The sequence below is a fragment of the Arthrobacter pascens genome (assembly GCF_030816475.1).
Classification (GTDB): Bacteria; Actinomycetota; Actinomycetes; order Actinomycetales; family Micrococcaceae; genus Arthrobacter; species Arthrobacter pascens_B.
Map to the genome: position 1 here is coordinate 654,140 of NZ_JAUSXF010000001.1, position 23,393 is coordinate 677,532.

Annotated in this window: 21 protein-coding genes and 2 pseudogenes; 12 read left to right on the plus strand and 11 right to left on the minus strand. The window is 64.9% G+C overall.

Translation table 11 applies throughout. From position 1 onward, the window contains the following. Window positions 1–64: 64 nt before the first annotated feature. Window positions 65–517: pseudogene (locus QFZ40_RS02965) on the minus strand (IS30 family transposase); the annotation flags it as partial. Window positions 518–755: 238 nt separating this feature from the next. Between QFZ40_RS02965 and QFZ40_RS02970 the strand changes: the two are divergent. Further along, window positions 756–1,958 carry an IS110 family transposase gene (locus QFZ40_RS02970; RefSeq protein WP_306902761.1) on the plus strand — a complete coding sequence of 401 codons (1,203 nt, stop codon included), beginning with the start codon at window positions 756–758 and terminating at the stop codon, window positions 1,956–1,958. A 14-nt stretch (window positions 1,959–1,972) separates the two neighbouring features. On the opposite strand, the pseudogene QFZ40_RS02975 reads toward QFZ40_RS02970, so the two are convergent. Continuing rightward, window positions 1,973–2,728: pseudogene (locus QFZ40_RS02975) on the minus strand (IS30 family transposase); the annotation flags it as partial. Window positions 2,729–3,283: 555 nt separating this feature from the next. Between QFZ40_RS02975 and QFZ40_RS02980 the strand changes: the two are divergent. Further along, window positions 3,284–4,354, plus strand: coding sequence for a DNA polymerase IV (locus tag QFZ40_RS02980; protein ID WP_444861233.1), 1,071 nt, complete (start codon window positions 3,284–3,286; stop codon window positions 4,352–4,354). Window positions 4,355–4,447: 93 nt separating this feature from the next. On the opposite strand, the gene QFZ40_RS02985 is transcribed toward QFZ40_RS02980, so the two are convergent. Continuing rightward, window positions 4,448–4,624: a CsbD family protein gene (locus QFZ40_RS02985; RefSeq protein WP_306906802.1), complete on the minus strand. Its 177-nt coding sequence runs from the start codon at window positions 4,622–4,624 to the stop codon at window positions 4,448–4,450. A gap of 131 nt (window positions 4,625–4,755) precedes the next feature. Here QFZ40_RS02985 and QFZ40_RS02990 point away from each other — a divergent pair, with 131 nt between their 5' ends. The 6 genes from QFZ40_RS02990 to QFZ40_RS03015 all read left to right on the plus strand — a co-directional run bounded on the left by QFZ40_RS02990 (window position 4,756) and on the right by QFZ40_RS03015 (window position 9,551). After that, window positions 4,756–5,214 carry an SRPBCC family protein gene (locus QFZ40_RS02990; RefSeq protein WP_306902763.1) on the plus strand — a complete coding sequence of 153 codons (459 nt, stop codon included), beginning with the start codon at window positions 4,756–4,758 and terminating at the stop codon, window positions 5,212–5,214. Continuing rightward, window positions 5,214–5,876, plus strand: a complete 663-nt coding sequence (locus QFZ40_RS02995; RefSeq protein ID WP_306902765.1) for a pentapeptide repeat-containing protein — start codon at window positions 5,214–5,216, stop codon at window positions 5,874–5,876. The genes QFZ40_RS02990 and QFZ40_RS02995 overlap by 1 nt, the downstream gene beginning before the upstream one ends. A 160-nt stretch (window positions 5,877–6,036) precedes the next feature. Then, on the plus strand, window positions 6,037–7,248 hold the full coding sequence (locus tag QFZ40_RS03000; RefSeq protein WP_306902766.1) for a thiolase family protein: 1,212 nt from the start codon (window positions 6,037–6,039) through the stop codon (window positions 7,246–7,248). Then, entirely contained in the window at window positions 7,248–8,063 is an 816-nt protein-coding gene (locus QFZ40_RS03005; RefSeq protein ID WP_306902768.1) for an enoyl-CoA hydratase/isomerase family protein, read from the plus strand. Before QFZ40_RS03000 ends, QFZ40_RS03005 begins: the two co-directional genes overlap by 1 nt. After that, window positions 8,060–8,932 (plus strand): 3-hydroxyacyl-CoA dehydrogenase family protein, encoded by an 873-nt coding sequence (locus tag QFZ40_RS03010; protein ID WP_306902769.1) that lies wholly within the window; start codon window positions 8,060–8,062, stop codon window positions 8,930–8,932. Before QFZ40_RS03005 ends, QFZ40_RS03010 begins: the two co-directional genes overlap by 4 nt. Window positions 8,933–8,942: 10 nt before the next feature. Next, complete coding sequence (locus QFZ40_RS03015; RefSeq protein ID WP_306902770.1) at window positions 8,943–9,551, plus strand: GNAT family N-acetyltransferase; 609 nt, start codon at window positions 8,943–8,945, stop codon at window positions 9,549–9,551. Between the two features lie 25 nt (window positions 9,552–9,576). Here the strand turns inward: QFZ40_RS03015 and QFZ40_RS03020 are convergent, their stop codons facing one another. After that, window positions 9,577–10,497, minus strand: a complete 921-nt coding sequence (locus QFZ40_RS03020) for an SGNH/GDSL hydrolase family protein (RefSeq protein WP_306902771.1) — start codon at window positions 10,495–10,497, stop codon at window positions 9,577–9,579. 164 nt (window positions 10,498–10,661) lie between these two features. Between QFZ40_RS03020 and QFZ40_RS03025 the strand changes: the two genes are divergently transcribed. Together QFZ40_RS03025 and QFZ40_RS03030 are read left to right on the plus strand one after the other, a co-directional pair. Further along, window positions 10,662–11,378: a tyrosine-protein phosphatase gene (locus QFZ40_RS03025; protein WP_306902772.1), complete on the plus strand. Its 717-nt coding sequence runs from the start codon at window positions 10,662–10,664 to the stop codon at window positions 11,376–11,378. 43 nt (window positions 11,379–11,421) lie between these two features. After that, a complete protein-coding gene (locus QFZ40_RS03030) occupies window positions 11,422–13,515 on the plus strand; it encodes a S1 family peptidase (RefSeq protein WP_306902773.1) in 2,094 nt (697 codons plus the stop codon). On the opposite strand, the gene QFZ40_RS03035 is transcribed toward QFZ40_RS03030, so the two are convergent. After that, a complete protein-coding gene (locus QFZ40_RS03035; protein WP_306902774.1) occupies window positions 13,512–13,952 on the minus strand; it encodes a PaaI family thioesterase in 441 nt (146 codons plus the stop codon). The two genes, QFZ40_RS03030 and QFZ40_RS03035, sit on opposite strands and share 4 nt — an antisense overlap. A 148-nt stretch (window positions 13,953–14,100) precedes the next feature. Between QFZ40_RS03035 and paaZ the strand changes: the two genes are divergently transcribed. After that, complete coding sequence (gene paaZ / locus QFZ40_RS03040) at window positions 14,101–16,209, plus strand: phenylacetic acid degradation bifunctional protein PaaZ (protein WP_306902775.1); 2,109 nt, start codon at window positions 14,101–14,103, stop codon at window positions 16,207–16,209. Between the two features lie 132 nt (window positions 16,210–16,341). Further along, complete coding sequence (locus tag QFZ40_RS03045) at window positions 16,342–16,749, plus strand: VOC family protein (protein WP_306902776.1); 408 nt, start codon at window positions 16,342–16,344, stop codon at window positions 16,747–16,749. 65 nt (window positions 16,750–16,814) lie between these two features. Here QFZ40_RS03045 and QFZ40_RS03050 read toward each other — a convergent pair whose 3' ends face one another. The 6 genes from QFZ40_RS03050 to QFZ40_RS03075 all read right to left on the minus strand — a co-directional run bounded on the left by QFZ40_RS03050 (window position 16,815) and on the right by QFZ40_RS03075 (window position 23,182). Next, a complete protein-coding gene (locus QFZ40_RS03050) occupies window positions 16,815–17,108 on the minus strand; it encodes a hypothetical protein (protein WP_306902777.1) in 294 nt (97 codons plus the stop codon). Between the two features lie 26 nt (window positions 17,109–17,134). Continuing rightward, a complete protein-coding gene (locus tag QFZ40_RS03055; RefSeq protein WP_306902778.1) occupies window positions 17,135–18,274 on the minus strand; it encodes a S1C family serine protease in 1,140 nt (379 codons plus the stop codon). Between the two features lie 130 nt (window positions 18,275–18,404). Then, window positions 18,405–19,007 (minus strand): TetR/AcrR family transcriptional regulator, encoded by a 603-nt coding sequence (locus QFZ40_RS03060; RefSeq protein WP_306906803.1) that lies wholly within the window; start codon window positions 19,005–19,007, stop codon window positions 18,405–18,407. A 70-nt stretch (window positions 19,008–19,077) separates the two neighbouring features. Continuing rightward, complete coding sequence (paaK, locus tag QFZ40_RS03065; protein ID WP_306902779.1) at window positions 19,078–20,442, minus strand: phenylacetate--CoA ligase PaaK; 1,365 nt, start codon at window positions 20,440–20,442, stop codon at window positions 19,078–19,080. A 6-nt stretch (window positions 20,443–20,448) separates the two neighbouring features. Then, on the minus strand, window positions 20,449–20,910 hold the full coding sequence (locus QFZ40_RS03070; protein WP_306902780.1) for a hotdog fold thioesterase: 462 nt from the start codon (window positions 20,908–20,910) through the stop codon (window positions 20,449–20,451). 145 nt (window positions 20,911–21,055) lie between these two features. Next, on the minus strand, window positions 21,056–23,182 hold the full coding sequence (locus tag QFZ40_RS03075; RefSeq protein ID WP_306902781.1) for a hypothetical protein: 2,127 nt from the start codon (window positions 23,180–23,182) through the stop codon (window positions 21,056–21,058). Window positions 23,183–23,393: the final 211 nt, after the last annotated feature.

Consider the following 23,393-nt stretch of genomic DNA (forward strand, 5'->3'; position numbering starts at 1 on the left):
CAGAACGACGACGGCGGGTCACCCTCTCGGCGGATTCCATGGGTCGTTGCAACACCGCCGGTGGCTAAGTAGTCAAGAGTAGAACACGCAGGCGCTCGGCTGGGGTTTTCCAGCCGAGCGTTTTGCGTGGGCGGCCGTTGAGTTCCTGGGCGACGTGTTCGAGATCTTCCGGGCCGTAGACGGACAGGTCCGTGCCTTTGGGGAAGTACTGGCGCAATAAGCCGTTGGTGTTCTCATTGGAGCCGCGCTGCCAGGGGCTTGCGGGGTCGCAGAAGTAGACGGGCATGTCGGTGGCCATGGTGAAGGATCGGTGTCCGGCCATTTCGGCGCCTTGGTCCCAGGTCAGTGAGCCGCGCAGGTGCGCTGGAAGGGTACTGATGGTTCGGACGAGGCCGTCGCGGACGGTTTCAGCGGTGTGGTCTGCGGGCAGGTGCACGAGCATCACGTACCGGGTGGTGCGTTCGACCAGGGTTGCGATGGCGGACTGGTTTAGTGTCCCGGTGATCAGGTCGCCTTCCTTACGGTGTTGTTGTGGATGATTTCGGAGCTGTCGTAGTGTTTCGATCACCCTCGGGTGGCGGGTATGGCACAGGTCTCCCTGCCGCTTGGACGGCTCACTGGGAATGGCCGCCCGCTGCCCGCCGATGACTCGACCGCTGATTGAGAATTACGACATTGATCGTTGGGTAAGGACGTGCCGGCGTAGTTATCGACAGGGTTATGAAAAATTGAAGCTGATTGAAGGGGGATAAAGCATGCCGGCGGTTTGGGTGGGAATCGACTCGGGCAAGCGGGCTCATCATTGCGTAGTGATCGATCAGGCCGGGAAGGTCCTACTCTCGACACGGGTTGAAAACGACGAGGGCGTGCTCCTCGGCCTCATAGCCAAGGTTGCGGAGGTCGCGGCCGGTGGAGAGGTCTGTTGGGCGACGGATTTGAACGCTGGAGGCGCCGCGCTGCTGATCGAGCTACTGGCCGCGCATGCACAGCAGTTGCTTTATATCCCCGGACGGATCGTGCACCACGCCGCAGCAACTTACCGCGGTGATGGCAAGACGGATGCGAAAGACGCCAGGATCATCGCCGATCAGGCGCGGATGCGCACCGATCTGCAGCCCGTCCGTCGTGCGGACCAGATCAGTGTGGACCTGCGGCTCCTTACGGCGCGGCGCACGGATCTGATCTGTGACCGAGTCCGAGCAATCAACCGGCTCCGCGCCACCTTGCTGGAATACTTTCCGGCGCTCGAGGGGGCGTTCGACTACTCGAAGAAGGCGCCTCTGATCCTCCTAGGCGGCTATCAGACCCCGGAGGCCATCCGGCGGATAGGTCTGAGCCGGCTGGCCGGCTGGCTCAAAAAACGTGGCTGCCGGAACAGTGCCAAGATGGCCGAGAAGGCACTGATAGCCGCGAACTCCCAGCACACGGTCCTGCCAACACAATCGACCGGCTCTGCCCTGGCTGTCCGGCTGGCCGAGCAGATCAGCGCCATTGACGCAGAGATCGACGACGTCGATACCCAGATCACCAACCTGTTCCACCAACACGACAGCGCCGACGTTCTACTAAGCATGCCCGGGTTCGGGCCGGTTCTCGCGGCGACTTTCCTCGCGAATATCGGCGGTAACCTCAAGGGGTTCGACAACGTCGACCGCCTCGCCAGCGTCGCAGGCCTGGCCCCGGTCCCACGCGATTCCGGACGCATCAGCGGAAATCTGCATCGGCCACGCCGCTTCAACCGCAGACTTCTCCGGACCTGCTACCTTGCCGCGCTCTCCAGCCTGAAAAACAGTCCCGCATCCAGAACCTACTACGACCGGAAACGCAGCGAGGGAAAGTCTCACAAACAGGCCCTCATTGCCCTCGCCAGACGCCGCATGAACGTCCTCTGGGCCATGCTCCGCGACCACACCATCTACCAGGAACCGATGGCCAGAATCAGCGCTCAAGCAGCTTGACAGAAACATTGAGATTCCCAGTGGCCGGGGACGGCACGGTCCTCGACCTCGGGCGGTCGTTCGGAGATCATGACCATGCGGTCCGTGAAGCGGGAGGTGCGCTGTTCGCCGGTGATATGGGGTTTGCGGCGGGTCCGGCCGGTGCGCAGGGCCGCCTGAATTTCGCGTTTGAGTCCGCCTCGGGCCTGGACGTAGAGGGCTTGATAGATCGTCTCTGGGCACACACGCATCTCCGGCAGTTCGGGGAAATCTTCGACCAGCGTGTGGCTGATCTGCTCTGGAGACCAGCGTATGAGCAGTTTCTCTTTCACGTAGTTGCTCAGGTCCGATTCACCAGCGAGTTTCGCGGTCTTGGGCCGGGCGCGGCGTGAGGCAGCTTGACGTTGCGCCGCATACGGCTGGTAGCCAACGCCCGGGTGGCCGTTACGGGCGATTTCCCGGCTAACGGTCGACGGCGATCGCTGCAACACTGCCGCGATTGAACGCAGCGAAGCCCCAGCGGCGTTCAGGTCCCGGATGGTTTCGCGTTCTTGCAGCGACAGAAACCTCGGGTCAATGGGCCGTTCGAGCACCGAGATCGATACAGGCCGGGTCTGCCGCCTTTTGTCGGGGACGGCAGGAAGTGTCGAAGAATCCACATCATGGTTGTAGTGCATTCTCCGTCCAGCTGGATAAATGCGTCGACCGCCGGATTTCCTCACCCCGAGCTCCCACTCCCGTGCACTGCTGCGGGGGACGCCCAGGGCCTGGACCGCATCGCGCCGGCTCAGTCCTTGGTCTCGTAAGCGCAGGTACTCCGCCCGCCTGCGATGACTCACCGGTCGGCTGGAAATGCCCGCCTCGCGTGCCCAGCGGAATGCGGTGTTTACATTCAGGCTGAGCTCAGCAGCGGCAACAGTGACGCTCCCTTCCCGCTCGAGAACGGACAAGAACTCCCGTTTCTGTTCGGGTGTGTACTTGGCTCTGGCTGCCTGCCGGGTTGATGCGGTGTTCCCGGAAGTGAGGCCAGCCTTGCGGAGCCACTGATAGCAGCTGTTCCGGTTCAAACCCAGTTCTGCCGCGGCCAATGTCGCACTTCCGAGTCGGTCAAAAACTCGGAAGAACGCTTCCCTCTGCTGAACAGTCGATCTCGCATACTTCCGGGACTCCGCTGAGATATCGCTTAAATGCGGCACGGTCGTTGCAACTCCCAAAATGTATGGGTGTTGCAACGACCGCTAGAACTCAAGTCTCGGGGGCGGCCCGCCGTCGTCGTTCTTCCGGATCCTGAGAGAGGGGAGGCGAAATGGTGGTGCGGACCGCCCGACCGGGGCAAACTGGGGCTTGTGAGGGAACCCTGGGTGCTGCATGTTGACCTTGACCAGTTCATTGCGGCTGTTGAAGTGCTCCGCCGGCCAGAGCTCGCGGGCAAGCCTCTGATCGTTGGTGGCCGCGGCGACCCGACCGAGCGGGCAGTGGTGTCGACGGCGTCCTACGAAGCCAGGGCGTACGGCGTTGGCTCGGGGATGCCGCTGCGCATCGCCGCACGGAAAGTGCCCGACGCCGTCATCCTGCCCGTCGATCATGAGGCCTACTTCGCTGCATCTGAAGACGTCATGGCCGTGCTGCGGGCGCAGCCTGATGCCACGGTCCAGGTGCTCGGCTGGGATGAAGCCTTCGTGGGAGTGCAGACGGAGGACCCGGAAGCCTACGCCCAACAACTGCAGCGCGATGTCCTTGAGGAGACCAGGCTGCACTGCAGTGTGGGCATCGGCGACACGCTGGTCCGCGCGAAGGTGGCGACGACGTTCGGCAAGCCGGCCGGCGTCTTCCGGCTCACCGCCCAGAATTGGCTGGAGGTCATGGGAAGCCGGCCCACCATCGAGCTGTGGGGCGTGGGAACGAAAGTGTCCCGCCGCCTTGCCACGCTCGGCATTCAAACTGTTGCCGAACTTGCAGCAGCCAATCCCGATGACCTCGTCCCCGAGTTCGGCCCGAAGATGGGTCCCTGGTATGCACAGCTGGGACGGGGCGACGGCGCGAGGACAGTCGATGACACGCCATGGGTGGCGCGCGGGCACAGCCGGGAGACCACCTTCCAGCGCAACCTGACTGAATCCGGTCAGGTTGACGACGCCGTCAGGGAGTTGGCGGCGCACGTCTTGGAGGATGTCGCGGCAGAGGGCCGGCCGGTGATTGGGCTGACGCTCAAGGTCCGCTACGCCCCGTTCCTCACCAAGACGTATGCCCGGAAGATCCCCGAGACGTCGGACCCCGAGGAAGTGCTCGCGCGTGCCATGGACCTGGCCGCGAAAATCGAACGGGGCCGCCCCATCCGGCTCCTCGGGCTGCGGGCCGAAATGCCGATGCCCGAAGACTCCCGGCAGGGGCACACCCCGACCCGCAGCGGATGGTGACTGGACCTGCGTACGGAGCAATCGGCGGGTTGAGGGTACAAAAGAGCGGCGGCGGATCCCCCATGGGAATCCGCCGCCGCCCGGTTTGTGGGGCTAGTCGCGCTTGAACTCGTCCTTCACGCTTTCGCCGACCTTCCTGGCATCAGCTTTGACCTGGTCCTTCTGGCCTTCAGCCTCGAGCCGGTCATTGTCGGTGGCCTTGCCGGCCGCTTCCTTTGCCTTGCCGGCCAGGTCTTCTGCTGCGTTACTGATCTTGTCTCCGAGGCCCATGATGTGTCCGCCCTTCGTTTCCGGTTGATCAAACAATGCCATTTCACCGTAACACGAAGCTTGCTTACTGTTTCAAGCCCGGGCACATCCGCTGCCTGTTGATTGTCCCTGCCCCGGGCTAGGCTCGAACCATGGATCACACCACCAGCCTCACCCAGCACATCCACGCCTCGCCTGAAAAGGTCTGGTCTGTTATTTCGGACATTCCAGGTTCGGCGGCCACCTTGTCCGGTGTCGATTCCGTGCAGCTGCTCAGTGAAGGCCCCTACGGCGAAGGAACGCGCTGGAAGGAGACCCGCACCATGATGGGCAGGTCGGAAACCGTGGAGATGTGGGTGGCCCAGGCGGATCCGCCCCGCACCACCACGGTCAAGGCCCTCCAGGGCGGCGCGGATTACACGTCACGTTTCAGTCTTGCGGAACGCAACGGCGGGACGGATCTGACCCTGACCTTCGGCGCGGAGGTGGTCAGGCCCACGGCGTTCAGCCGGATCACGATGGCCTTGTTCGGCAAGATCGGCATGGCGGTCACGCGCAAAGCGCTGGCCAGGGATCTCGCCGAGATCGCAGCCAAAGCAGAATCACTCTAGTGGCCGCCAAGGCATCCAAGATAACGGCGCCGAGGCTCTCGGACGTCAGCCTCGAAGACCTCAAGGATGATCCCGCGCCGGACTTCCGGCGGGGTGAAAGGTACGACGGCGTGAGGTACAGCCGGGCGGCTGCGGACGGCCTGGAGTTGAGCGGCACAGACTTCGCCGAGTGCGAGTTCCAGGGCGTGTCGTTCAATGACACCCAGCTCCGCGGAGCCACCTTCCGTGACTGCATCCTGTCGGAGCTTTACGCTCCGGTGTTCACTGCGGCCCGCTCCACGTGGCGTGACGTACAGATCAGCAACCCCCGGCTGGGCTCCGCGGAACTGTATGAGAGCGGCTGGCAGTCGGTCCGGATTGACGGCGGCAAGCTTGACTTCCTCAACCTCCGGGGTTCCAAGCTGACGGACGTCCTGATCAGCGGCTGCATTATCAATGAACTGGACCTTGGTTCAGCTGCCGGAACCCGGGTGGTGCTGAAAAACTGCACCATCGGCACGCTGGACCTGCAAGGGGCCAAGTTGAAGGACTTTGACCTCCGCGGCACGGATTTCCGTACCATCAGTGGGCTCGGGAGCCTGTCCGGCGTGGTGATCGACGACTACCAGCTTGGCCTCCTGGCCCCGCTCCTGGCCGGGCACCTCGGCCTGACCGTCGCCTGACCCTTGCTGGCTCTTAAGCCCCGCCCGCTGGCCCAGGAACCGCGAAAAGGAGCGCTTGGTGCCTCTTGCGCCTGCAGTGTAGTCTTTACAGAACGAACGGTCGGTAAGTGGCGGTCCTTGACGCTCCGGCCGGCCCAGCTCCCTGCGTAAGGATGTTCTCATGGTCGAGGCTTTTCTTGTTGGCGGTGTCCGGACCCCGGTAGGCAGGTACGGCGGCGCGCTCTCGGCGGTCCGTCCCGACGATCTCGCCGCCCTGGTCATTCGGGAGGCCGTATCCCGGACCGGGCTGGACCCGGACAGTATCGATGAAGTCATCCTGGGCAACGCCAATGGAGCGGGGGAGGAGAACCGGAATGTCGCCCGGATGGCGACTCTCCTGGCCGGACTTCCCGTCCACATCCCCGGCATCACGGTGAACCGGCTCTGCGCCTCAGGGCTGAGTGCCATCATCCAGGCCAGCCAGATGATCAAGTCCGGCGCCGCGGATGTCGTCGTGGCCGGCGGTGTGGAATCCATGAGCCGCGCTCCATGGGTCCAGGAGAAGCCTTCCGCCGCCTTCGCCAAGCCGGGCCAGATTTTCGACACGTCCATTGGCTGGCGCTTCGTCAACCCGCTTTTCCAGAAGGGCGGTCTCGCCCGCGACGGCAAGATGACCTACTCCATGCCCGAAACTGCCGAGGAAGTGGCACGGATGGACGGCATCACCCGGGAGGATGCTGACGCCTTCGCGGTCCGCTCCCATGAGCGGTCCCTTGCCGCCATCGCCGGAGGCCGGTTCCAGGACGAGATCGTTCCGGTGACGGTCAAGACCCGCAAAGCGGAAACCGTGGTGGACACCGACGAAGGTCCGCGCGCCGATACCAGCATGGACGTTCTCGCCGGCCTCCGGCCCGTGGTTACCGGCGGTTCAGTGGTCACCGCCGGCAACTCCTCCTCCCTGAACGACGGCGCCTCTGCGATCATCGTCGCGTCCGAGGCAGCCATCGAACGGCTGGGCCTGACCCCCCGCGCCCGCATCATCGACGGCGCCTCGGCCGGCTGCGAACCTGAAATCATGGGCATCGGCCCGGTCCCCGCCACCCAGAAGGTCCTCAAAAGGAGCGGGCTGAGCGTTGGTGACCTTGGCGCCGTCGAACTTAATGAAGCGTTTGCCACGCAATCGCTCGCCTGCATCCGCCGCCTGGGACTGGACCCTGACATTGTGAACAACGACGGCGGGGCCATCTCTCTGGGGCATCCGCTCGGTTCCAGCGGTTCCCGGCTCACCATCACCCTGCTGGGCCGGATGGAACGCGAGGACGCCCGGATCGGGCTGGCCACCATGTGCGTCGGCGTCGGCCAGGGCACCGCGATGCTGCTGGAGCGTGTGTGATGGCGGGGCCGGATCTCGCCCAAGAACACTTCACCACCCTCCTGGTAGAGGAGCGGGAGGACCGGGTAGTGGTGCTGCTCAACCGGCCGGAAGTCAGGAATGCCATCGACCAGCAGATGGTGGACGAGCTGCACCTGGTCTGCGCCGCGCTGGAGCGGACCCCGAAGGTGCTGATTATTGCGGGCGTGGACGGGGTGTTTGCCTCCGGGGCAGATATTGCCCAATTGCGGGAGCGGCGCCGGGACGACGCGCTGCAGGGGATCAACTCCACGATCTTCATTCGGATAGCCCGGCTTCCCATGCCCGTGATCGCCGCGCTGGACGGTTATTGCCTGGGCGGGGGCGCGGAGCTTGCCTATGCCGCTGACTTCCGCATCGGCACCCCTGATGTGCGGATCGGCAACCCGGAAACGGGTCTGGGAATCCTGGCTGCGGCCGGTGGCAGCTGGCGGTTGAAGGAACTGGTGGGCGAACCTGTCGCCAAGCAGATCCTGCTTGCCGGGCACGTGCTCCGGGCTGAAGAGGCATTGGCCGTCAACCTGATTACGGAAATCCACGAGGCCGCGGTCCTGATGGAGGCCGCGCACAACCTGGCGGACAAGATCGGCCTCCAGGACCCGCTCGCCGTGCGGATCACCAAGTCCGTGTTCCACGCTCCCGCCGAGGCACACCCGTTGATCGACCAGCTGGCGCAGGGAATCCTCTTTGAATCCCAGGCCAAATTTGACCGCATGCAGGACTTCATAGACAAAAAGGGGTCCGCGAAGGCCGCAAACAACGCCGCCGAAAGCGCCGACGGAAAGCAGAACTCATGAGCAACCCTGTACGTCCTGCCGGGCTCCCCGGATCCGTCGGTGTGCTGGGTGGCGGCCGGATGGGTGCCGGCATCGCCCATGCCTTCCTGGTCAAGGGCGCCGACGTCCTGGTAGTGGAGCGCGACGAGGAGTCCGCCGAGGCTGCACGGGAGCGGGTGGAGTCTGCGGCGGCCAAGAGCATCGAGCGCGGGGTCACGGACGCCAACCTCGATGAAATGGCGTCCCGCCTCAGCGTTGGCGTGGACTACGACGACTTCAGGGACCGCCAGCTGGTGGTGGAGGCAGTCCCCGAGGACTGGGACCTGAAGGTGGCCTCGCTGCGGGGGATCGAGGAGCGCCTGACCGCGGATGCGTACCTCGCGACCAACACCTCCTCCCTGTCGGTCAACGGCCTGGCCCGGGAACTGAAGAGGCCCCGGAATTTCCTCGGCCTGCACTTCTTCAATCCCGTGCCCGCCTCCACCCTTGTTGAGGTGGTGCTCGGTGAGCACACCAGCGGGGAGCTGGCGGCCGCGGCGAAAGACTGGGTGGAAGCGCTCGGCAAGACCGCTGTGGTGGTCAACGACGCTCCGGGCTTTGCGTCATCGCGGCTTGGCGTGGCCATTGCACTGGAGGCCATGCGCATGGTTGAAGAGGGCGTAGCGTCGGCCGAGGACATCGACGCCGCCATGGTCCTTGGCTACAAGCACCCCACCGGCCCGCTCAGGACCACGGACATCGTGGGCCTTGACGTGCGGCTGGGCATCGCCGAATACCTGCATTCCACCTTGGGGGAGCGGTTCGCGCCGCCGCAGATCCTGAAGGACAAAGTGGCCCGCGGCGAGCTTGGACGCAAGACAGGCAAGGGCTTCTTCGACTGGGCTGGGTAAGCTTTGTCGGGTGACCTCGATTAAACCCATCACATTAACCGGACAGCGTGTCATCCTGGAACCGCTCAGCCAAGCCCATCACGACGGCCTGGTGGAGGCCGCGCAGGACGGCGAGCTCTGGAACCTCTGGTACACCTCCGTGCCCGCCCCGGCCGGCATGGAAGCCGAGATCGACCGCCGCCTCAGCCTCCAGGACCGTGGGTCCATGCTTCCGTTCACTGCTCGGCTGGCCGATCCGGCCACCGGCGGCCCGGGCAGGATCATCGGCATGACCACCTACATGAACATCGACGCCGGCACGCCCCGCGTGGAAATCGGCTCAACCTGGAACGCGGCTTCTTCGCAGGGCACTGGGACCAACGCCGAGTCCAAGCTGATGCTCCTGCGCCACGCGTTTGAGACCCTCGGCTGCCCGGCAGTGGAATTCCGGACGCACTGGCTCAACCACCAGTCCCGGGAAGCCATTGCCCGCCTCGGAGCCAAGCAGGACGGCGTGCTGCGAAACCATTCGCGCACCCAGGACGGGGTGCTGCGGGACACCGTGGTGTTCTCCATCCTTGAGCACGAGTGGCCCATGGTCAGGGCAGGGCTGGAATACCGGCTCGCCAAGCGCCGATAGGGGCGCCTGGCGAGCCGTAAGTCACTCAGTTCCGCGCAAGCTGCGCCGGCTTCACCGCGGCCAACAGTGCAGCGGCGTAGCCCAGGGCGTGGCCGGCCTGATTCGGATGGAAGTTGTAGTCTGCCAAGGGCTGATTCGGGTTCAGTTGCAGCCAGGGATCAGCGGAATTGACTGCATGCCCGGTGAACCTGGCTGACACATCAACGTACTGCGTGTTGGCTTGGTAAAGCCCGTTTGCCGTGGCCGCAGCTGTGGCCAGGGTGGAGTTCAGGGCCTGGGCTGCCTGGTTGATCAGTGCCTGGTTGGCTGGCGGAATGGGCGCGAATGCGCTGGCCGGGTCAAAGAGTAGGGGGTACCCCATCACGGCAATCCGTGCACGAGGTGCCACGGAGTGAATGGCAGCGTACGTCTGCACCAGGCCGGCGTGGAGGGCCTGCAGGGCTGCCGGCGAGGTTGCCTGTTGCAGGACCCCCGCACACACGTCCTGCGGGTATGCCGCGCAGGCGCCTATGACGTAGGAAAAGCCCAGGTCATTGGCACCGGCGGTAATACTGACAAGCTCGGTGTCCGGCGAGATTTTCCCTTGGGAGGCCAGTGCGTAGAGCTGCTGTTCAACAGTGGGGGTGTAGATGGTGGTGTCGTAACGGGGGCTGGCGGTGCTGAGAACGGCGCCGTGGCAGGCCGCGTTAGCCACCAGGGTCACCCGGCCCGTGTTCCCCGCAACATCAACATATCCGGGGTGACTCTGCCAGCATGGGGTATTAGCAGGCCGTAATGCTTCTACGGCTCCGGTGCCCGCTGTGTAGGAGTCGCCCAGCGCGACGTAATCCACCCGCGGAGGCGGCGCTGCCTCAGCGGGGATGGACGCCATCCCGATCGCCATGGCCATGGTTGCGAGGCTGGCTGCAAAAGCCGAGCGGCGCCGTCGTCCTGCTGGTTTTGTCATTGATTTCCCCTTTGTACATCAATTCGCTGGAATGAATTGGACATGTACATGACACCGTACGCCCACGAAAGGAAGGGGTCACTGGTTGGGTGTACCTGTTTTCTGTACTCCCGCTCCTGTTGCCTATATGTGCGGCATGCTGTCTCTTGTGATTAGCTGGTCGGATGGAGAAACCTGGCGGGCCCCTGAACTGGGACGGAGCCGTGAACGCCTGGCACGTCGCCGGCGGTGTGTACCGGATGGGGCGCCGGGAGTGGCTCACGGAGGCCGGCTGGCGCCAGGCGTTGGACGACGGCGTCCGCACTGTGATTGACCTCCGGAATCCCCATGAAGCCCGGCGCCGGGACACGGACCCCGACGTGCCTAAAGAGGCCTGGTCCGGCGTCACGATTATGTCTGTCCCCACAGAAGACACCGACGATCCCAGGGTCACCAACGTTTCCGGACCGTACCTCAAGGATCCCGCCCACTACCTGCACAACGTTCGGCTGTATCCGGAAAAATTCGTCGCGATATTCCGCGCGCTCGCCGACGCTGCGACCGGCGGCGTGGTGATCCACTGTGCGGCCGGGCGCGACCGCAGCGGCATGGTGGCGGCGATGCTCCAGGACCTTGCGGGAGATTCCGATCAGGATATTGCCAGGGGTTACGAACGGGCCGCGCGGGGAATCAACGAGCGGTACCTTACCCATGGGCCTCCGCATGATCAGGAACGCTATCTTGTGGAAACGGAACTGGCGCCCTTGCTGGCAGAGCGCGGCCGGGCAGTTGCGGGTTTCGTCCGGGAACTGGATACCGGTGGTTTCCTGCTGCGGCACGGTCTCACGGAACCTGAACTGGATGCGGTTCGTTCCCTGCTGGGCGTTCCGGCGGTGCTGTGAATTCGGTCCGAGGTGTAGCCGTGTGTCTGGGAGGGGCGGGCTGATGAATAGCTGGAAAAAACAGGGTGGCGGCCAGCGCCGGATGCTCTCTTTCGGAGCCGTTGCCGGCTTGGCCCTGGTGGCAGGATTCGGTGCCGTGCCGGCATCTGCTGCCCCAGGCGGTCCGGCGTCGGCCGAAACGGCACCGGCTGGTACAACGCCGGTAGTTCCCGCGACGGGCCTTCCAACGCCCGCTTCAGGACCCTCGGACGCCGGGCTTGCCGAGGCTGTCCGGCGAGATCTCGGCCTCACTCCTGAACAATTCAACGCCGCCGGCGAGCTGGGCAGGCAGGCTGCAAACGCTGTGGCGGCACTCCGGGACGTGCAAGGGTACGTCGGAACACGCCTGGACGGCGGCAGGATCCTGGTCACCGGCAGCGGAGCGGAGCTGGAAGCGAAGGTCGCCGGGCTCAAACAGGCCATCCCGGCCCTGACACTGCAGGCACCACCGGCAGACGCCGGGAAGGCCAAAGCAACTCCGACAGCAGCAGCGGCGGCCAGCGGCAAGGAGCTGGCATCCAGCACCCGGCAGCTCTATGAGGCATACCTCCGCGAAGTGGGGCCTGAGGGCCTTCAGGCGGTGGCTTACTCGGGTGGCAGCTTCGTCATCCGGACGGGTGGCACCAATGCTTCCCAGGCGGCGCCGCAAGACTCATCGGCCGGTACAGGCGGAGTCAGCAGTGCCGGCAACGGCGCCACTGACCCTGTTGCCAGCGCTTCCAGCGGCAAGGTGTCCGCAGCCGAGTTTGTTGCCCGATATGCGAACGTAAAGCTCGACGACGGCCCGGCCCTCACGCCGGAGGCGGACGTTGTGGGCGGCCAGGGGTATTTTGCCGACACCGGCGAGATCTGTTCAACAGGATTCTCGGCCTTTGATCCGGCAGGCCTTCCGACGATCCTGACGGCCGGCCACTGTGCGGACGACGGAGCCGCGCACCAGGCTACCCTGGAATTTCCCCAGTGGAACCGCGCGGGTCTGCTGGGCATCTTCGGGTTCAGCCAGTTCGGCGGCCCTGGCAACACTCCTGTTTCAAACCCGTTGGACCCGCAGAACCCCGGGAATGCTGGCGCCGACGTGGCTGTGATTGGTTCGATCCGCGCCGGCCTGGATCCCCAGCCGGCCGCCAGCACCTGGAATGATCCTTCCCAGGCCGGCCCGGACGTCAAAATTATCGGCACTGCACAACCCGTGGTGGGGGAGCCTGTCTGCCGGTCAGGACGGACGTCCGCCTGGTCCTGCGGAATCATCGACGAGGTGGGCATCTACGTCGTCCACGGGCGCACCGCTGACCCCGCTGACCTGAGGGCCTTCAACGGCTTCCTGTCTTTCGGCGTCCAGTCCAGCGGAGGCGATTCAGGGGGTCCATGGCTCAGCGGGAACTACGCGGTCGGCATCCACAGTGCAGGGGACGTTCCGGATGCAAACGGCAGCGTCATCCGAAATTTCGCCATCGCCTCCACGCTGGATGATGACCTGGCCGTTCTTCCCGGATACCAGCTGGAGCTCTTCCTCAACAAGCCGGTGGTCACCTCGCCCGCCCCCAGCGCGCCCCTGGTGCCGGGCCAGACCATTACCGGGCGGGTGCCGGCTGCACCAGCCTCCGCTGTGGCGGCCGGATCGAAGGTCAGGATCACCGAGGCGGGCCAGGCGCCGTTCGAGGTTCCCGTGGACGCCTCCGGCAACTGGTCCTTCACCGCCCCGGAACAACCGGGAGCTCTGCGGTTCAGTGCGGAGACTGTCAACGGCTTCAGTTTCTCGGGTGCCAGCAATGTCGAACTTGCGCCGGCCGCACCGCAAGCGCCTACCCCGCAGCCGGCTGCCCCACAGCCGCCTGCTCCGCCGGCACCCGCCCCGCCCGCGGTTCCGGCGCCACCAGCTGCCGTCCCGCCGCCCGTATCAGGGCCGCCGTCGGGCGCTGCCGTTCTCCCCTCCGGTGACCTCACCGCGGTCGGCCAGCCGCCGGCCAGCCTGGCCAACACCGGGGCAACCGGGACTCTGGCAGCCACGGGTCTCGCGGCGGCGGCGCTCGCCGTCGGCGGACTGCTGATGGTGATGGCCAGACGGCGGAAGCGGCGCAACTCAGGGCAGGAAAGCTAGTCCTTCCGGTCCACAAGCAGGTTGGTGATGCGGACAGTGCAAAGCCGCTCGCCGTCGTCGTTGGTGATCAGCACCTCGTGCGTGGTCAGCGTGCCGCCCAGGTATATGGGGGTTGCCGTGATGGTGATCCGGCCTTCCCGGGCGGACCGGTGATGGGTGGCCGAAACGTCCACGCCCACGGCAGTCTTGCCCATGGTGCTGGCGTGGATGACGGCCGCCCAGGAACCTACAGCCTCGCCCACCGCCAAGGACGCGCCCCCATGGAGCAGCCCGAACGACTGCCTGTTTCCCTCCACAGGCATGGTGGCCACCACCCGCTGCACTGACTCCTCCACGATCTTCACGCCCATCTTCTCGTCAAGCTCTCCCAGCGTGATCTTCCACAGGGCGGCGTCCTGCGGTTCGACGGATGCCGTGTCTTCGGCCTCGGCGGTCATGGGCTCTCCTTTGGATGTGGCTGGACTTCTAGTGTGCAGCACCGGACATTCATGTACTGTAGTCATATTACCGAACGGACGGTCAGTAATGATGGCCGCCCTTGTTTGCTCCGGCTTGTTTGTTCCCGCGTTGGAAGGACCGTCAACGATGACCACCACTGCAACTGCCCAACCCACACTCGACACGGTAGAGACAGTCCCCAGTTTCGTGCAGGATGCCTGGTGGACGCCCGACGCCGGCTTGGCGGCTTCCGCTGTGCCCGTACGTGATGCGAGCACGGGCGAAATCCTGGCCAAGGTGAGCACGGACGGCCTGGACCTGGCCGCCGTCGTGGACTACGGCAGGACCACCGGTCAGGAGGAACTGGGCAGGCTGACCTTCCATCAGCGTGCCCTCAAGCTCAAGGAGCTGGCGCAGTACCTGAATGTCCGGCGTGAGCATTTCTACGGCTTCTCCGCCCAGACCGGGGCCACCAAGGTCGACTCCATGATCGACATTGACGGCGGCATCGGCGTACTTTTCACGTTCGGGTCCAAGGGCCGGCGTGAACTGCCCAACGCGCAGGTGGTGGTGGACGGGCCCATGGAAGTGCTTTCCAAGGACGGTTCGTTTGCGGGGGAGCACATCTATACGCGCATTCCCGGGGTTGCGGTGCAGATCAACGCCTTCAACTTTCCGGTCTGGGGGATGCTCGAAAAGCTGGCACCTGCGTTCATCGCCGGAGTCCCCACCATCGTCAAGCCGGCCACCCCTACCGGCTATGTGGCTGCGGCGGTGGTCAAGGCGATAATCGAGTCAAACATCCTGCCCAAGGGCTCGCTGCAGCTGATTTCCGGCTCGGTCCGCGGGCTCCTGGACGTCCTGGATTACCGTGACCTGGTGGCCTTCACCGGATCGGCCTCGACTGCGCTGTCCTTGAAATCGCACCCCAACGTGGTGCAGGGCGGTGTCCGCTTCACTTCCGAAACGGACTCCTTGAACGCAGCGATCCTGGGTCCCGACGCGGTGGAGGGCACGCCCGAGTTCGACGCGTTTATCAAGTCCGTGGTCACCGAAATGACGGCCAAGGCGGGGCAGAAGTGCACCGCCATCCGCCGCGCCATCGTGCCGCGGGAGCTGGTTCCCGCGGTGTCTGCGGCCATCGGCAGGCGCCTCTCCGAACGCGTTGTCCTCGGCGACCCCCGCGCGGAGGGCGTCACGATGGGTGCCCTCGCCTCCGTCGAACAGCTGGAGGACGTCCGTGCCGCAGTGCAGTCAATGCTCGACGCCGGCGGTGAGCTTGCGTACGGAACCCTCGATTCGCCGTCGGTCACCTCCGCCGACGGTTCCACCGGTGTTGTGGAGGGCGGAGCTTTTATGGCGCCGGTCCTGCTGAATTGGCAGGACCCGCTGGCCGAAGAAGTCCACTCGCTGGAGGCGTTCGGTCCGGTTTCGTCGGTGATTGGATACGAGGACATTCCCGACGCCGTCCGGCTGGCCGCCCGGGGGAGCGGCTCGCTCGTGGCCTCCGTGTGCACCAACGATCCTTCCGTGGCGCAGGAACTGGTGATGGGCATTGCCGCCCACCACGGCCGGGTCCTGATGCTCAACCGGGAGGACGCCCGCAGCTCGACAGGCCACGGCTCGCCTGTGCCGCACCTGGTCCACGGCGGGCCGGGCAGGGCCGGTGGCGGCGAGGAACTGGGTGGCATCCGCTCGGTCATGCACCACATGCAGCGCACGGCGATCCAGGGCTCGCCCAACATGCTCACGGCGGTCACCGGTGTCTGGCACACGGGTGCGGACCGGAACTTCACTGTGGAGACCGAAGGGACTCATCCGTTCCGGAAATCGCTGGAGACGCTGCGGATCGGCGACGCGGTCCGGTCGGAGCTGCGCGAGGTCACGCTGGAGGACATCACGGCGTTCGCCAATTCCACCGGGGACACGTTCTACGCACACACCAATCAGGAGGCAGCGGAGGCAAACCCGTTCTTCCCGGGCATCGTGGCACACGGCTACCTGCTGATCGCCTGGGCCGCGGGGCTGTTCGTGGAGCCGGCTCCCGGGCCGGTCCTAGCCAATTACGGTTTGGAGAACCTTCGTTTCGTTACCCCGGTGGCGGCTGGTGATTCCATCCGCGTGACCCTCACGGCCAAGCGGATCACCCCCCGCGAGACGGAGGAATACGGCGAGGTTTCCTGGGACGCTGTACTTACCAACCAGAACGACGAGATCGTGGCCACCTACGACGTCCTCACCCTCGTCGAAAAGTAGGCCATCCCTCAACTCCCTCCAGTAGGTGCGAGAGGGTTTGTGTTTTGGCTGCGAAAGGTGAGGGAGGGTTGGGGGAAGGCCGGGTCTTTCAGCCCTGCCGGGCGTAAAATTTTCCCCGTAGGAGGTGGCCAAATGACCCTAGCAATGAACACAGCCACAACCATCCTGCCAGTCGATGATGCAGCCCGCGCCCGCAGTTTCTATACGGAAACACTGGGACTCCCGCACCGCGGTATGACAGATGATGGAAGCGAATTACTCGGCACCGACGGCGGCCCAATGCTGCAGCTGATGCCGGTCTCGGACGGCAAACACTCAGAGCACACCGCCCTGAGCTTCGAGGTGCACGACATCGAGCGGACAGTTCAGGAAATGGAGGCCAAGGGCGTTCGGTTCCAGGATTATGACCTGCCGAACATGAAGACGGAAAACCACATCTGTACCACCGATTCCGAGAAGTGCGCATGGTTCATGGACACCGAGCACAACATCCTCTGCATCCACGAGACCAAGGGCATGCAGGCTGAGTATCAGCTCTGAAGTCATGCGAACCAAGGGGCGTCCCGAGCCGGCGGCGCCCCTTTATCGTTGAGGCCAGGGTGGTGCTAGGCTTCAGCACCCCCATGCAGGCCGTCGTCGCTGCTGTCATCCGAGGCAGCGGTCCCGGTCTGGTCGGACAGGTCCATGTTGCCCCGGGCTTCGTCCATGGTGGGCCCGCCGGACGGGACGCTGTACGTGTCCGGTCGGATGCCATGGGCCTGCTCCTCGATCAGCGCCTGCTCTTCGCTGAACCGGATCTCATTCGCTTCATCGCCTGCGTCTCCCGGGATATCCTCCCGGAATGCCGAAGGGTCAGGGACGATGAATCCCTGGTCCGGTTCTTCCTTGGGGTGGTTCATGGCCTAGCCGTCCTCTCTGGTGCTGACTATCTGGTGGGGTTGCTTGCGGGCCGTTCGATGAGTTCAACTTTTATGTCCATGCTCTGGTCTCCCCGCTTGACCTTGAGCCCGACATTGTCGCCCGGGTCGCGGTTCCTGAGTTCGGACAGGAGCTTTTCAGGACTGTTGAGTTCCACCCCTTCCATGGACTCCAGGACATCGCCCGGGCGGATCCCGGCACGTCCGGCCGGGCCGGCTTCATCAACGGACAGGACGACGACGCCGCCGGTCGCTTCGATGCCCAGCTGTTCGGCGATCTGTGGTGTCAGTTCGCCCGGTGTCAGTCCGAGGTACGCGTGCTTGGCAGTGCCGTTCGCCAGAAGCTCGTCGGCCACTTCGATGGCGGTGGCCGCAGGGATGGCAAAGCCGAGGGCCACTGCACCGGCTGAGGGTGGAATGTAGGCCTCGCTGATGCCGATGACTTCGCCGCGCATGTTGATCACGGCGCCGCCGGAGTTCCCCGGGGAGATGGGAGCATCTGTCTGGATCAGGTCCACCAGGGAAAGACTGGTGGAGGCCGAGTCCGGAATGGACCTGTGAAGACCTGAGATGATGCCGGCTGTGGCAGTGTTTTCAAAGCCCAGGGGAGAGCCAAGCACGGTGGCGCCCTCGCCTACCTTCGGCAGCATTGGCTGGTACGTGGGCTTGGGTAGTCCGGTGCGTTTGGCCTGGACCAGGGCAAGGTCGGTGACCGCGTCGGTTGCCTTGACAGCTCCCTCCACCCGCTGGCCGTCAGCGAAGCCCACGTCCACCCGGGTTGCACCGCTGACCACGTGTTCGTTGGTGAGGATCAGTCCGTCCGCGGAGTACACCACGCCGCTGCCCAGGCCGCCCTCGGTAAAGATGGTGACCACTGACGGCGCCAGGTTCTCAACGATCTGCGGGATGCCCCCCGCCACATCCTGCGCCGGCGTCGTAGGCCCGGGGCTCTGCGTGCCCGGGCTTTGCGTACCAGGGCTCTGTGAGGCGCTGCTGCCGGACGTTGGCGACAGCGATGTTTGACCGGGTCCCGGGCCGGGGGCCGGAGCGGTGCAGGACGCCACGGCAAGCGCTGCGCTGAACAGTAAGGTCCACAGCGTTGCCCGGCGGCGGCTGCGGACGTTTACTGGACTGGCGGACGGGCTCATCGACAATCTCCCTGCGGATGCTGGCTGTTCCTTACCACCGAATACGGGGAACACCCCGATCACCGGTAGTAAGCACCCTTATTATATTGCAGCGATCACGCTGGCAGGATCCCCGGCGGCAGGGAAAGGCTCAAGACTTCGCGTGCAGCCCGTCGAACGCGATGGTGATGACGTCGTCGGCCAGCTTTTCGGGGGAGAGGGAACCTCCGGGCTTGTACCACTCGACGATGGAGTTGATGGTGCCGAACAGCAGCCGGGTGACCGTACGGGGGTCGATGTCCTGGCGCAGGGAGCCTTCATCGCGGGCTGCGGAAATCAGGCCGGCCACCTTGTGGTCGAACGCGCGCCGCCGTTCCAGCGCGTTCCGCTCAATCTCCGTGTTGCCGCGGAGCCGGAGCAGCAACGTGACGAACGGCAGCCGGTCCACCAGTACTGCCACGGTCTGCCGCAGGACAAACTCGAGCCGTGCGTCTGCCGCGCCGGAGGTGGCCTCCGGCTGCTCCAGGATGGCCTCCAGGCCGCCCAGGGCATGGTCCAGAGCCAGCTTCAGGAGGTCGCCCTTCGACGGGACATGGTGGTAGATCGCAGACTTCGAAATGCCCAGGTTCTCGGCCAGGATGCCCATGGACGTGGCGTCGTAGCCATGCCGGTTGAAGACGTCGACAGCGATCAGCAGCACCGACTGCTGGTCGTAGCCGGGGCGGCCGCGTTTGGTCGGTGTTGTGCTGGACATTTCGCTGGTGCTGGGCATAGTGGCAAGTTTCTCACGAACGGTCGGTCAGGCTCCGCAGGCTCGGTGGAGGCTACGCCTTGGGCCGCAGGTCGTAAATCCGGCGCAGCTTGCCGTTGGACCGTTCCAGCGAGCCCGGTTCCACCACGTCCACCTCGCACGAGGAACCCACATGGATCTTGATCTGTTCCTTCAAGGTGCGTGCCGCCGTCGAACTCTGCTCGGGCGTCAGGGCGTCCCGGCGTTCGATCCGGACGATGAGCTGGTCCATCCGCTGGCCCTCGGGGCGGGTGAGTTCCAGCTGGAAATGCGGGCTGAGCTCGGGGATGCGGAGGGCGATTTCCTCGATCTGGGACGGGAAGAGGTTCACTCCGCGCAGGATGATCATGTCATCGCTGCGCCCCGTGATGCGGCCCATCCGCCGATGTGCCGGGCGGGCGGTCCCTGGCAGCAGGCGGGTGAGGTCCTTGGTGCGGTAGCGAATGATCGGCAGCGCTTCTTTCGTCAGTGAGGTGAAGACCAGTTCGCCGTGCTCACCGTCGCGCAGCACGTTCTCCTTGCCCACCACCGGGTTGAAGGCATCGATGATTTCGGGACTGAAGTGGTCCTCCCAGATGTGGCTGCCGTCCTGCGTCTCCACTGCCTCGCCCGCGACGCCGGGGCCCATCACCTCGGAGAGCCCGTAGATGTCGCACGCCTTGATGTCGAGGGTGACTTCGAGCTCGTGCCGCATCTCCTCGGTCCATGGCTCCGCGCCCAGCACCGCGTACTTCAGTGACGTGGAGGTCGGGTCGATGCCCATGTGCGCCATGGCATCGGCGATCGTGAGTAGGTACGTGGGGGTGCAGAGGATAGCGTCGGGCTGGAAGTCCTGAATGAGCTGGATCTGGCGTTCGGTCTGCCCTCCGGACATGGGAATAACGGTGCAGCCCAATGCTTCGGCGCCTGCGTGTGCGCCCAGGCCACCGGTGAACAAGCCGTAGCCGTACGCGTTGTGGACCTTCATTCCCGGCCGCACACCGGAGGCCCGGAGTGATCGGGCAACCAGCTTGGCCCAGTCGGCCAGGTCCTGCTTCGTGTAGCCGACGACGGTGGGCCGGCCGGTGGTGCCTGAGCTGGCATGGACGCGGGCTACTTCGGTCTGCGGCACGGCGAACATCCCGAACGGGTATTCGGCGCGCAGATCGTCCTTGGTAGTGAACGGGAAGTTGCCAAGATCGTCGAGTTCGCGGAGGTCCGCTGGATGGATTCCGGCGTCGTCGAACTTGCGTTTGTACAACGGCACCCGGTCGTAGGCATAAGCTACGGTGTGCTGCAGGCGGCTAAGCTGCAGGGCCTCGAGTTCATCGCGGGAGATGGTTTCCTCGCGGTCCAGTCCCGGGTCGCTTGCCTTGGCGGGCGGCGGGGTTACGGGGGTTTCAGGGGTGTGGAGGGTCATGGCTTCCTACTTCTTGGGGATGGTCCGGCTGCGTCCGCGGAACTCTGCGATGAGTTCGCCCGGATTCTGGGAATTGGGCTGGGCGTCGGGGTCGGCGGCGAAAATCTGGATGTCATAAAGGCCGCTGCGTCCTGCACTGGTGCGGCGGTCGGCGACGGCGGTGATCACCTGGCCGCGGTAGGCAGGTTTGAGGAAGTTGATGTCGACGCCGGCGGCCACGGTGATGGTGTCTTCCTCGCCGGGTGCCGGGTTGACCGGATTGCACGCCAGGGCGAAAGCGGAGTCGGCGAAAGCGAAGATCATTCCGCCGTGGGCCATGCCGAAGCCGTTGAGCATTTCCTGCCGCAACTTCATCCGGATGGTGGCGTGACCGTCACTGAGGGCGAGGACCTGGATGCCCATCCATTCGGAGGCGTAGTCGTTTTCCAGGATCGGGTGCGATGCCCCGGAAAGGATTGCTTCAGCCATGCGTCATTGCCTCCAGCTTTATTTACCGAATGTTCATTAGGTAATCCCATGCAGGGGGTCGCTGTCAAGGCTTGGAGGTTCGAAAGGGCCGCCAGGACCCATGGGCCACCGCCGGCCAGGGGTCCACTTGGACCCCCGGCTGCGGTCAGCTTTGTGCGCTGACGGTGACCTGGCAGGCGGCCGTGGCGTTGCCGTTGACGCCCAGCGTCAGCACGTGGCTCCAGGCGCCGGTGTCGGAAGCCGGGACGGGGAGGGTCTGAGCGGCGCCTGGCTGAAGCGCTCCCTGACCGGCGTCCGAGGACGGGGCTGTGACTGTGGAGTCCGCCGTCGCCGTTCCGAGGGCAGTCCAGCGGTACTCGAGACCGTCGCAGCCTGTGGCTGCCGGGGTGAGGGAGATTGAATGTGCGGCCGTGCCGTTGACCAGCAGCTGCGTCGGCGCAGACAGCGGGCCTGCTGTCGTCGCCCACGCCGAGGGTGTCTGAGCGCTTGGACCTTCCGTCCGCCGGTCCTGGTCGGTAAGCAGTGCCACCGCCCCCTGCAGGCCGTGGCCGGGAGTGACAGGCAGGTAGGACCGGATGGCGGTTGCGAAGGCAATGGCATCGGATTCCGGGATCACGAGGTGGATGACGTGCAGATCGGCCAGTTCCCCCTTAACTCCTGCGTCCAGGGGCTGGGAGGACCTGATCCACCGCTGGGCGGCGGGCGAGTCAAGGAACTCGTTTATAGCCTGCAGGTTGCGGTGCCCGTCAGCCAGGTCGGGGACCCACTGCCGGGAGGTCAGCACAGTACGCCCGTCGTCGCCGATGAGGCCGCTCCAGGGCTGCGCATCCCGCAGATCCACCTGTGGAAGCTGGTATATGTCCGGAAGCGGGTAACCTGCCTGCTGGACGTAGGCCTGGTAAAGGATGCTCGAGTTCAACGAGCCGGATGCGGTCGCAACCACCAAGGGCCCGTTGGTTTGGGACAGGGGCCGGACGGTCTTGGCAATGTTGACGAGGTTGTCGAAGTTCTCCTGGACGAACGGCTGGGTGACATTCGGGGACATTCCGCCCGGCAGTTCCGAGGCTACGGACCGCGGTGCCGCCAGGAACGATATTGGCGCGAACATGAACACAAACAGGGCCGCGGCCAGCCCCAGGGCGACAAGTTGGCGGGCATGCTGGCGCAAGCGGGGCACCATGCGCACCAGCCCGGCGAGGCCCAGCGTCATCAGCAGGGGCCAGACGTGCACCTGGTGGATGATGCCGCCCTGCCTCTGGACGACCGCCCATAGGAGCTCGGAGACGGCCAGGAAGGCGGAGACAAAGACGGCGTTGCGCGTGACCGTGGGCGATGTCCTGCGGACAATGACCACCACAAGCGACACGATGGCCGCGACGGCGACCGCAAGCCCCACGATGCCTCCGGCGTAGGACAGGTTGCTGGCGAGCGCATCCGCCACCGAAATCTGGAAGCTGATGTAGAACAGGGAGTTATCACGCCCGAAGATGGACGACACAGTCCCGGGGGTGAGGATGGTGATACCCCCGATGGCGACAGCCAGGCCAAGAAGCACCCGCAGGCTCAGCACTTCCTTCAGCAGCTTCAGCCATCGCTCCGGCGGGCGCCGGTACCGAATGGCGGCAACTGCATAGGCGATGAGATAGCAGCCGATCACGGCGGCGAGGTCAAAGAGGAAGTTCTTCTTGACCAGAAGCGCGATCGCACCCACCACCAGTGCCCAGAACAGCGTAGAGCGCTGCATCGGACGGGAGACCAGGATCCAGATCGCCGCCAGGATGAAGGACATCCCGATCAGGTCGGGCACTCCCTGCACGCACACAAGGAACGCCACAGGGTTGAGTCCCGCCACCAGGACCATCCACGGTGAGACCCGCAGTCCGAAGATGCGGCAGGCGATTTTTGTCGTGAACACGGTCAGCGGCAGCAGGCCGAGCAGGCCCATGGCGACCTCGTACGGCACGCGGAGGTTGAGGAGTCCGGGCGGCAGCACCGCCAGCGGCAGTGACCAGTACGGCGGGTATTCAGTCAGCGATTGCGCCGTCAGCCAGTCGTACAGCGCGTGCGGTCCGCGGCGAAGCGCCGAGGACGCGCCCATTGAGACTTCCTGAAAGCCCCGGGGATCGTAGAAGTAGATGCGGTGCTCGCCGGCGACATAAACGGCGAGGATGCCCAGGATGGCAGCCAGAGGAAGGACCCAGGTGAGCAGAAATGCGCGGTCCGGCAGTCTCCAGGCGACGGCGCTCCAGGCGATAGGGCGCCCCGTCCGCATGATATTTTCCTCGCGCGTCATTCCTCGCGTCCGCCTTCCCCAACGATACCGACCTTCGGGGGTCGGCTGCCCCGCGGAGCAGGGACCCACGCATTGACGTGGTCGAGCTTATCCTCGAACGGGTGAGCCGAAAAATCCGGTAACCTGCGGCACATTCACATTGTGGCCCGCCCCACCGGTCACGCCGCCCAACGAAAGCCGCACCCGGCCG

Bases quoted from the DNA above. Each gene is read 5' to 3' on its own strand.
- QFZ40_RS03030 (WP_306902773.1), top strand. From the start codon at position 11,422: ATGAATAGCTGGAAAAAACAGGGTGGCGGCCAGCGCCGGATGCTCTCT.
- QFZ40_RS03055 (WP_306902778.1), bottom strand. From the start codon at position 18,274: ATGAGCCCGTCCGCCAGTCCAGTAAACGTCCGCAGCCGCCGCCGGGCA.
- QFZ40_RS03045 (WP_306902776.1), top strand. From the start codon at position 16,342: ATGACCCTAGCAATGAACACAGCCACAACCATCCTGCCAGTCGATGAT.
- paaK (WP_306902779.1), bottom strand. From the start codon at position 20,442: ATGACCCTCCACACCCCTGAAACCCCCGTAACCCCGCCGCCCGCCAAG.
- QFZ40_RS03025 (WP_306902772.1), top strand. From the start codon at position 10,662: ATGGAGAAACCTGGCGGGCCCCTGAACTGGGACGGAGCCGTGAACGCC.
- QFZ40_RS02990 (WP_306902763.1), top strand. From the start codon at position 4,756: ATGGATCACACCACCAGCCTCACCCAGCACATCCACGCCTCGCCTGAA.
- QFZ40_RS02970 (WP_306902761.1), top strand. From the start codon at position 756: ATGCCGGCGGTTTGGGTGGGAATCGACTCGGGCAAGCGGGCTCATCAT.
- paaZ (WP_306902775.1), top strand. From the start codon at position 14,101: ATGACCACCACTGCAACTGCCCAACCCACACTCGACACGGTAGAGACA.
- QFZ40_RS03010 (WP_306902769.1), top strand. From the start codon at position 8,060: ATGAGCAACCCTGTACGTCCTGCCGGGCTCCCCGGATCCGTCGGTGTG.
- QFZ40_RS03005 (WP_306902768.1), top strand. From the start codon at position 7,248: ATGGCGGGGCCGGATCTCGCCCAAGAACACTTCACCACCCTCCTGGTA.
- QFZ40_RS02985 (WP_306906802.1), bottom strand. From the start codon at position 4,624: ATGGGCCTCGGAGACAAGATCAGTAACGCAGCAGAAGACCTGGCCGGC.
- QFZ40_RS03060 (WP_306906803.1), bottom strand. From the start codon at position 19,007: ATGTCCAGCACAACACCGACCAAACGCGGCCGCCCCGGCTACGACCAG.
- QFZ40_RS03075 (WP_306902781.1), bottom strand. From the start codon at position 23,182: ATGCGGACGGGGCGCCCTATCGCCTGGAGCGCCGTCGCCTGGAGACTG.
- QFZ40_RS03000 (WP_306902766.1), top strand. From the start codon at position 6,037: ATGGTCGAGGCTTTTCTTGTTGGCGGTGTCCGGACCCCGGTAGGCAGG.
- QFZ40_RS03020 (WP_306902771.1), bottom strand. From the start codon at position 10,497: ATGACAAAACCAGCAGGACGACGGCGCCGCTCGGCTTTTGCAGCCAGC.
- QFZ40_RS03050 (WP_306902777.1), bottom strand. From the start codon at position 17,108: ATGAACCACCCCAAGGAAGAACCGGACCAGGGATTCATCGTCCCTGAC.
- QFZ40_RS03070 (WP_306902780.1), bottom strand. From the start codon at position 20,910: ATGGCTGAAGCAATCCTTTCCGGGGCATCGCACCCGATCCTGGAAAAC.
- QFZ40_RS03035 (WP_306902774.1), bottom strand. From the start codon at position 13,952: ATGACCGCCGAGGCCGAAGACACGGCATCCGTCGAACCGCAGGACGCC.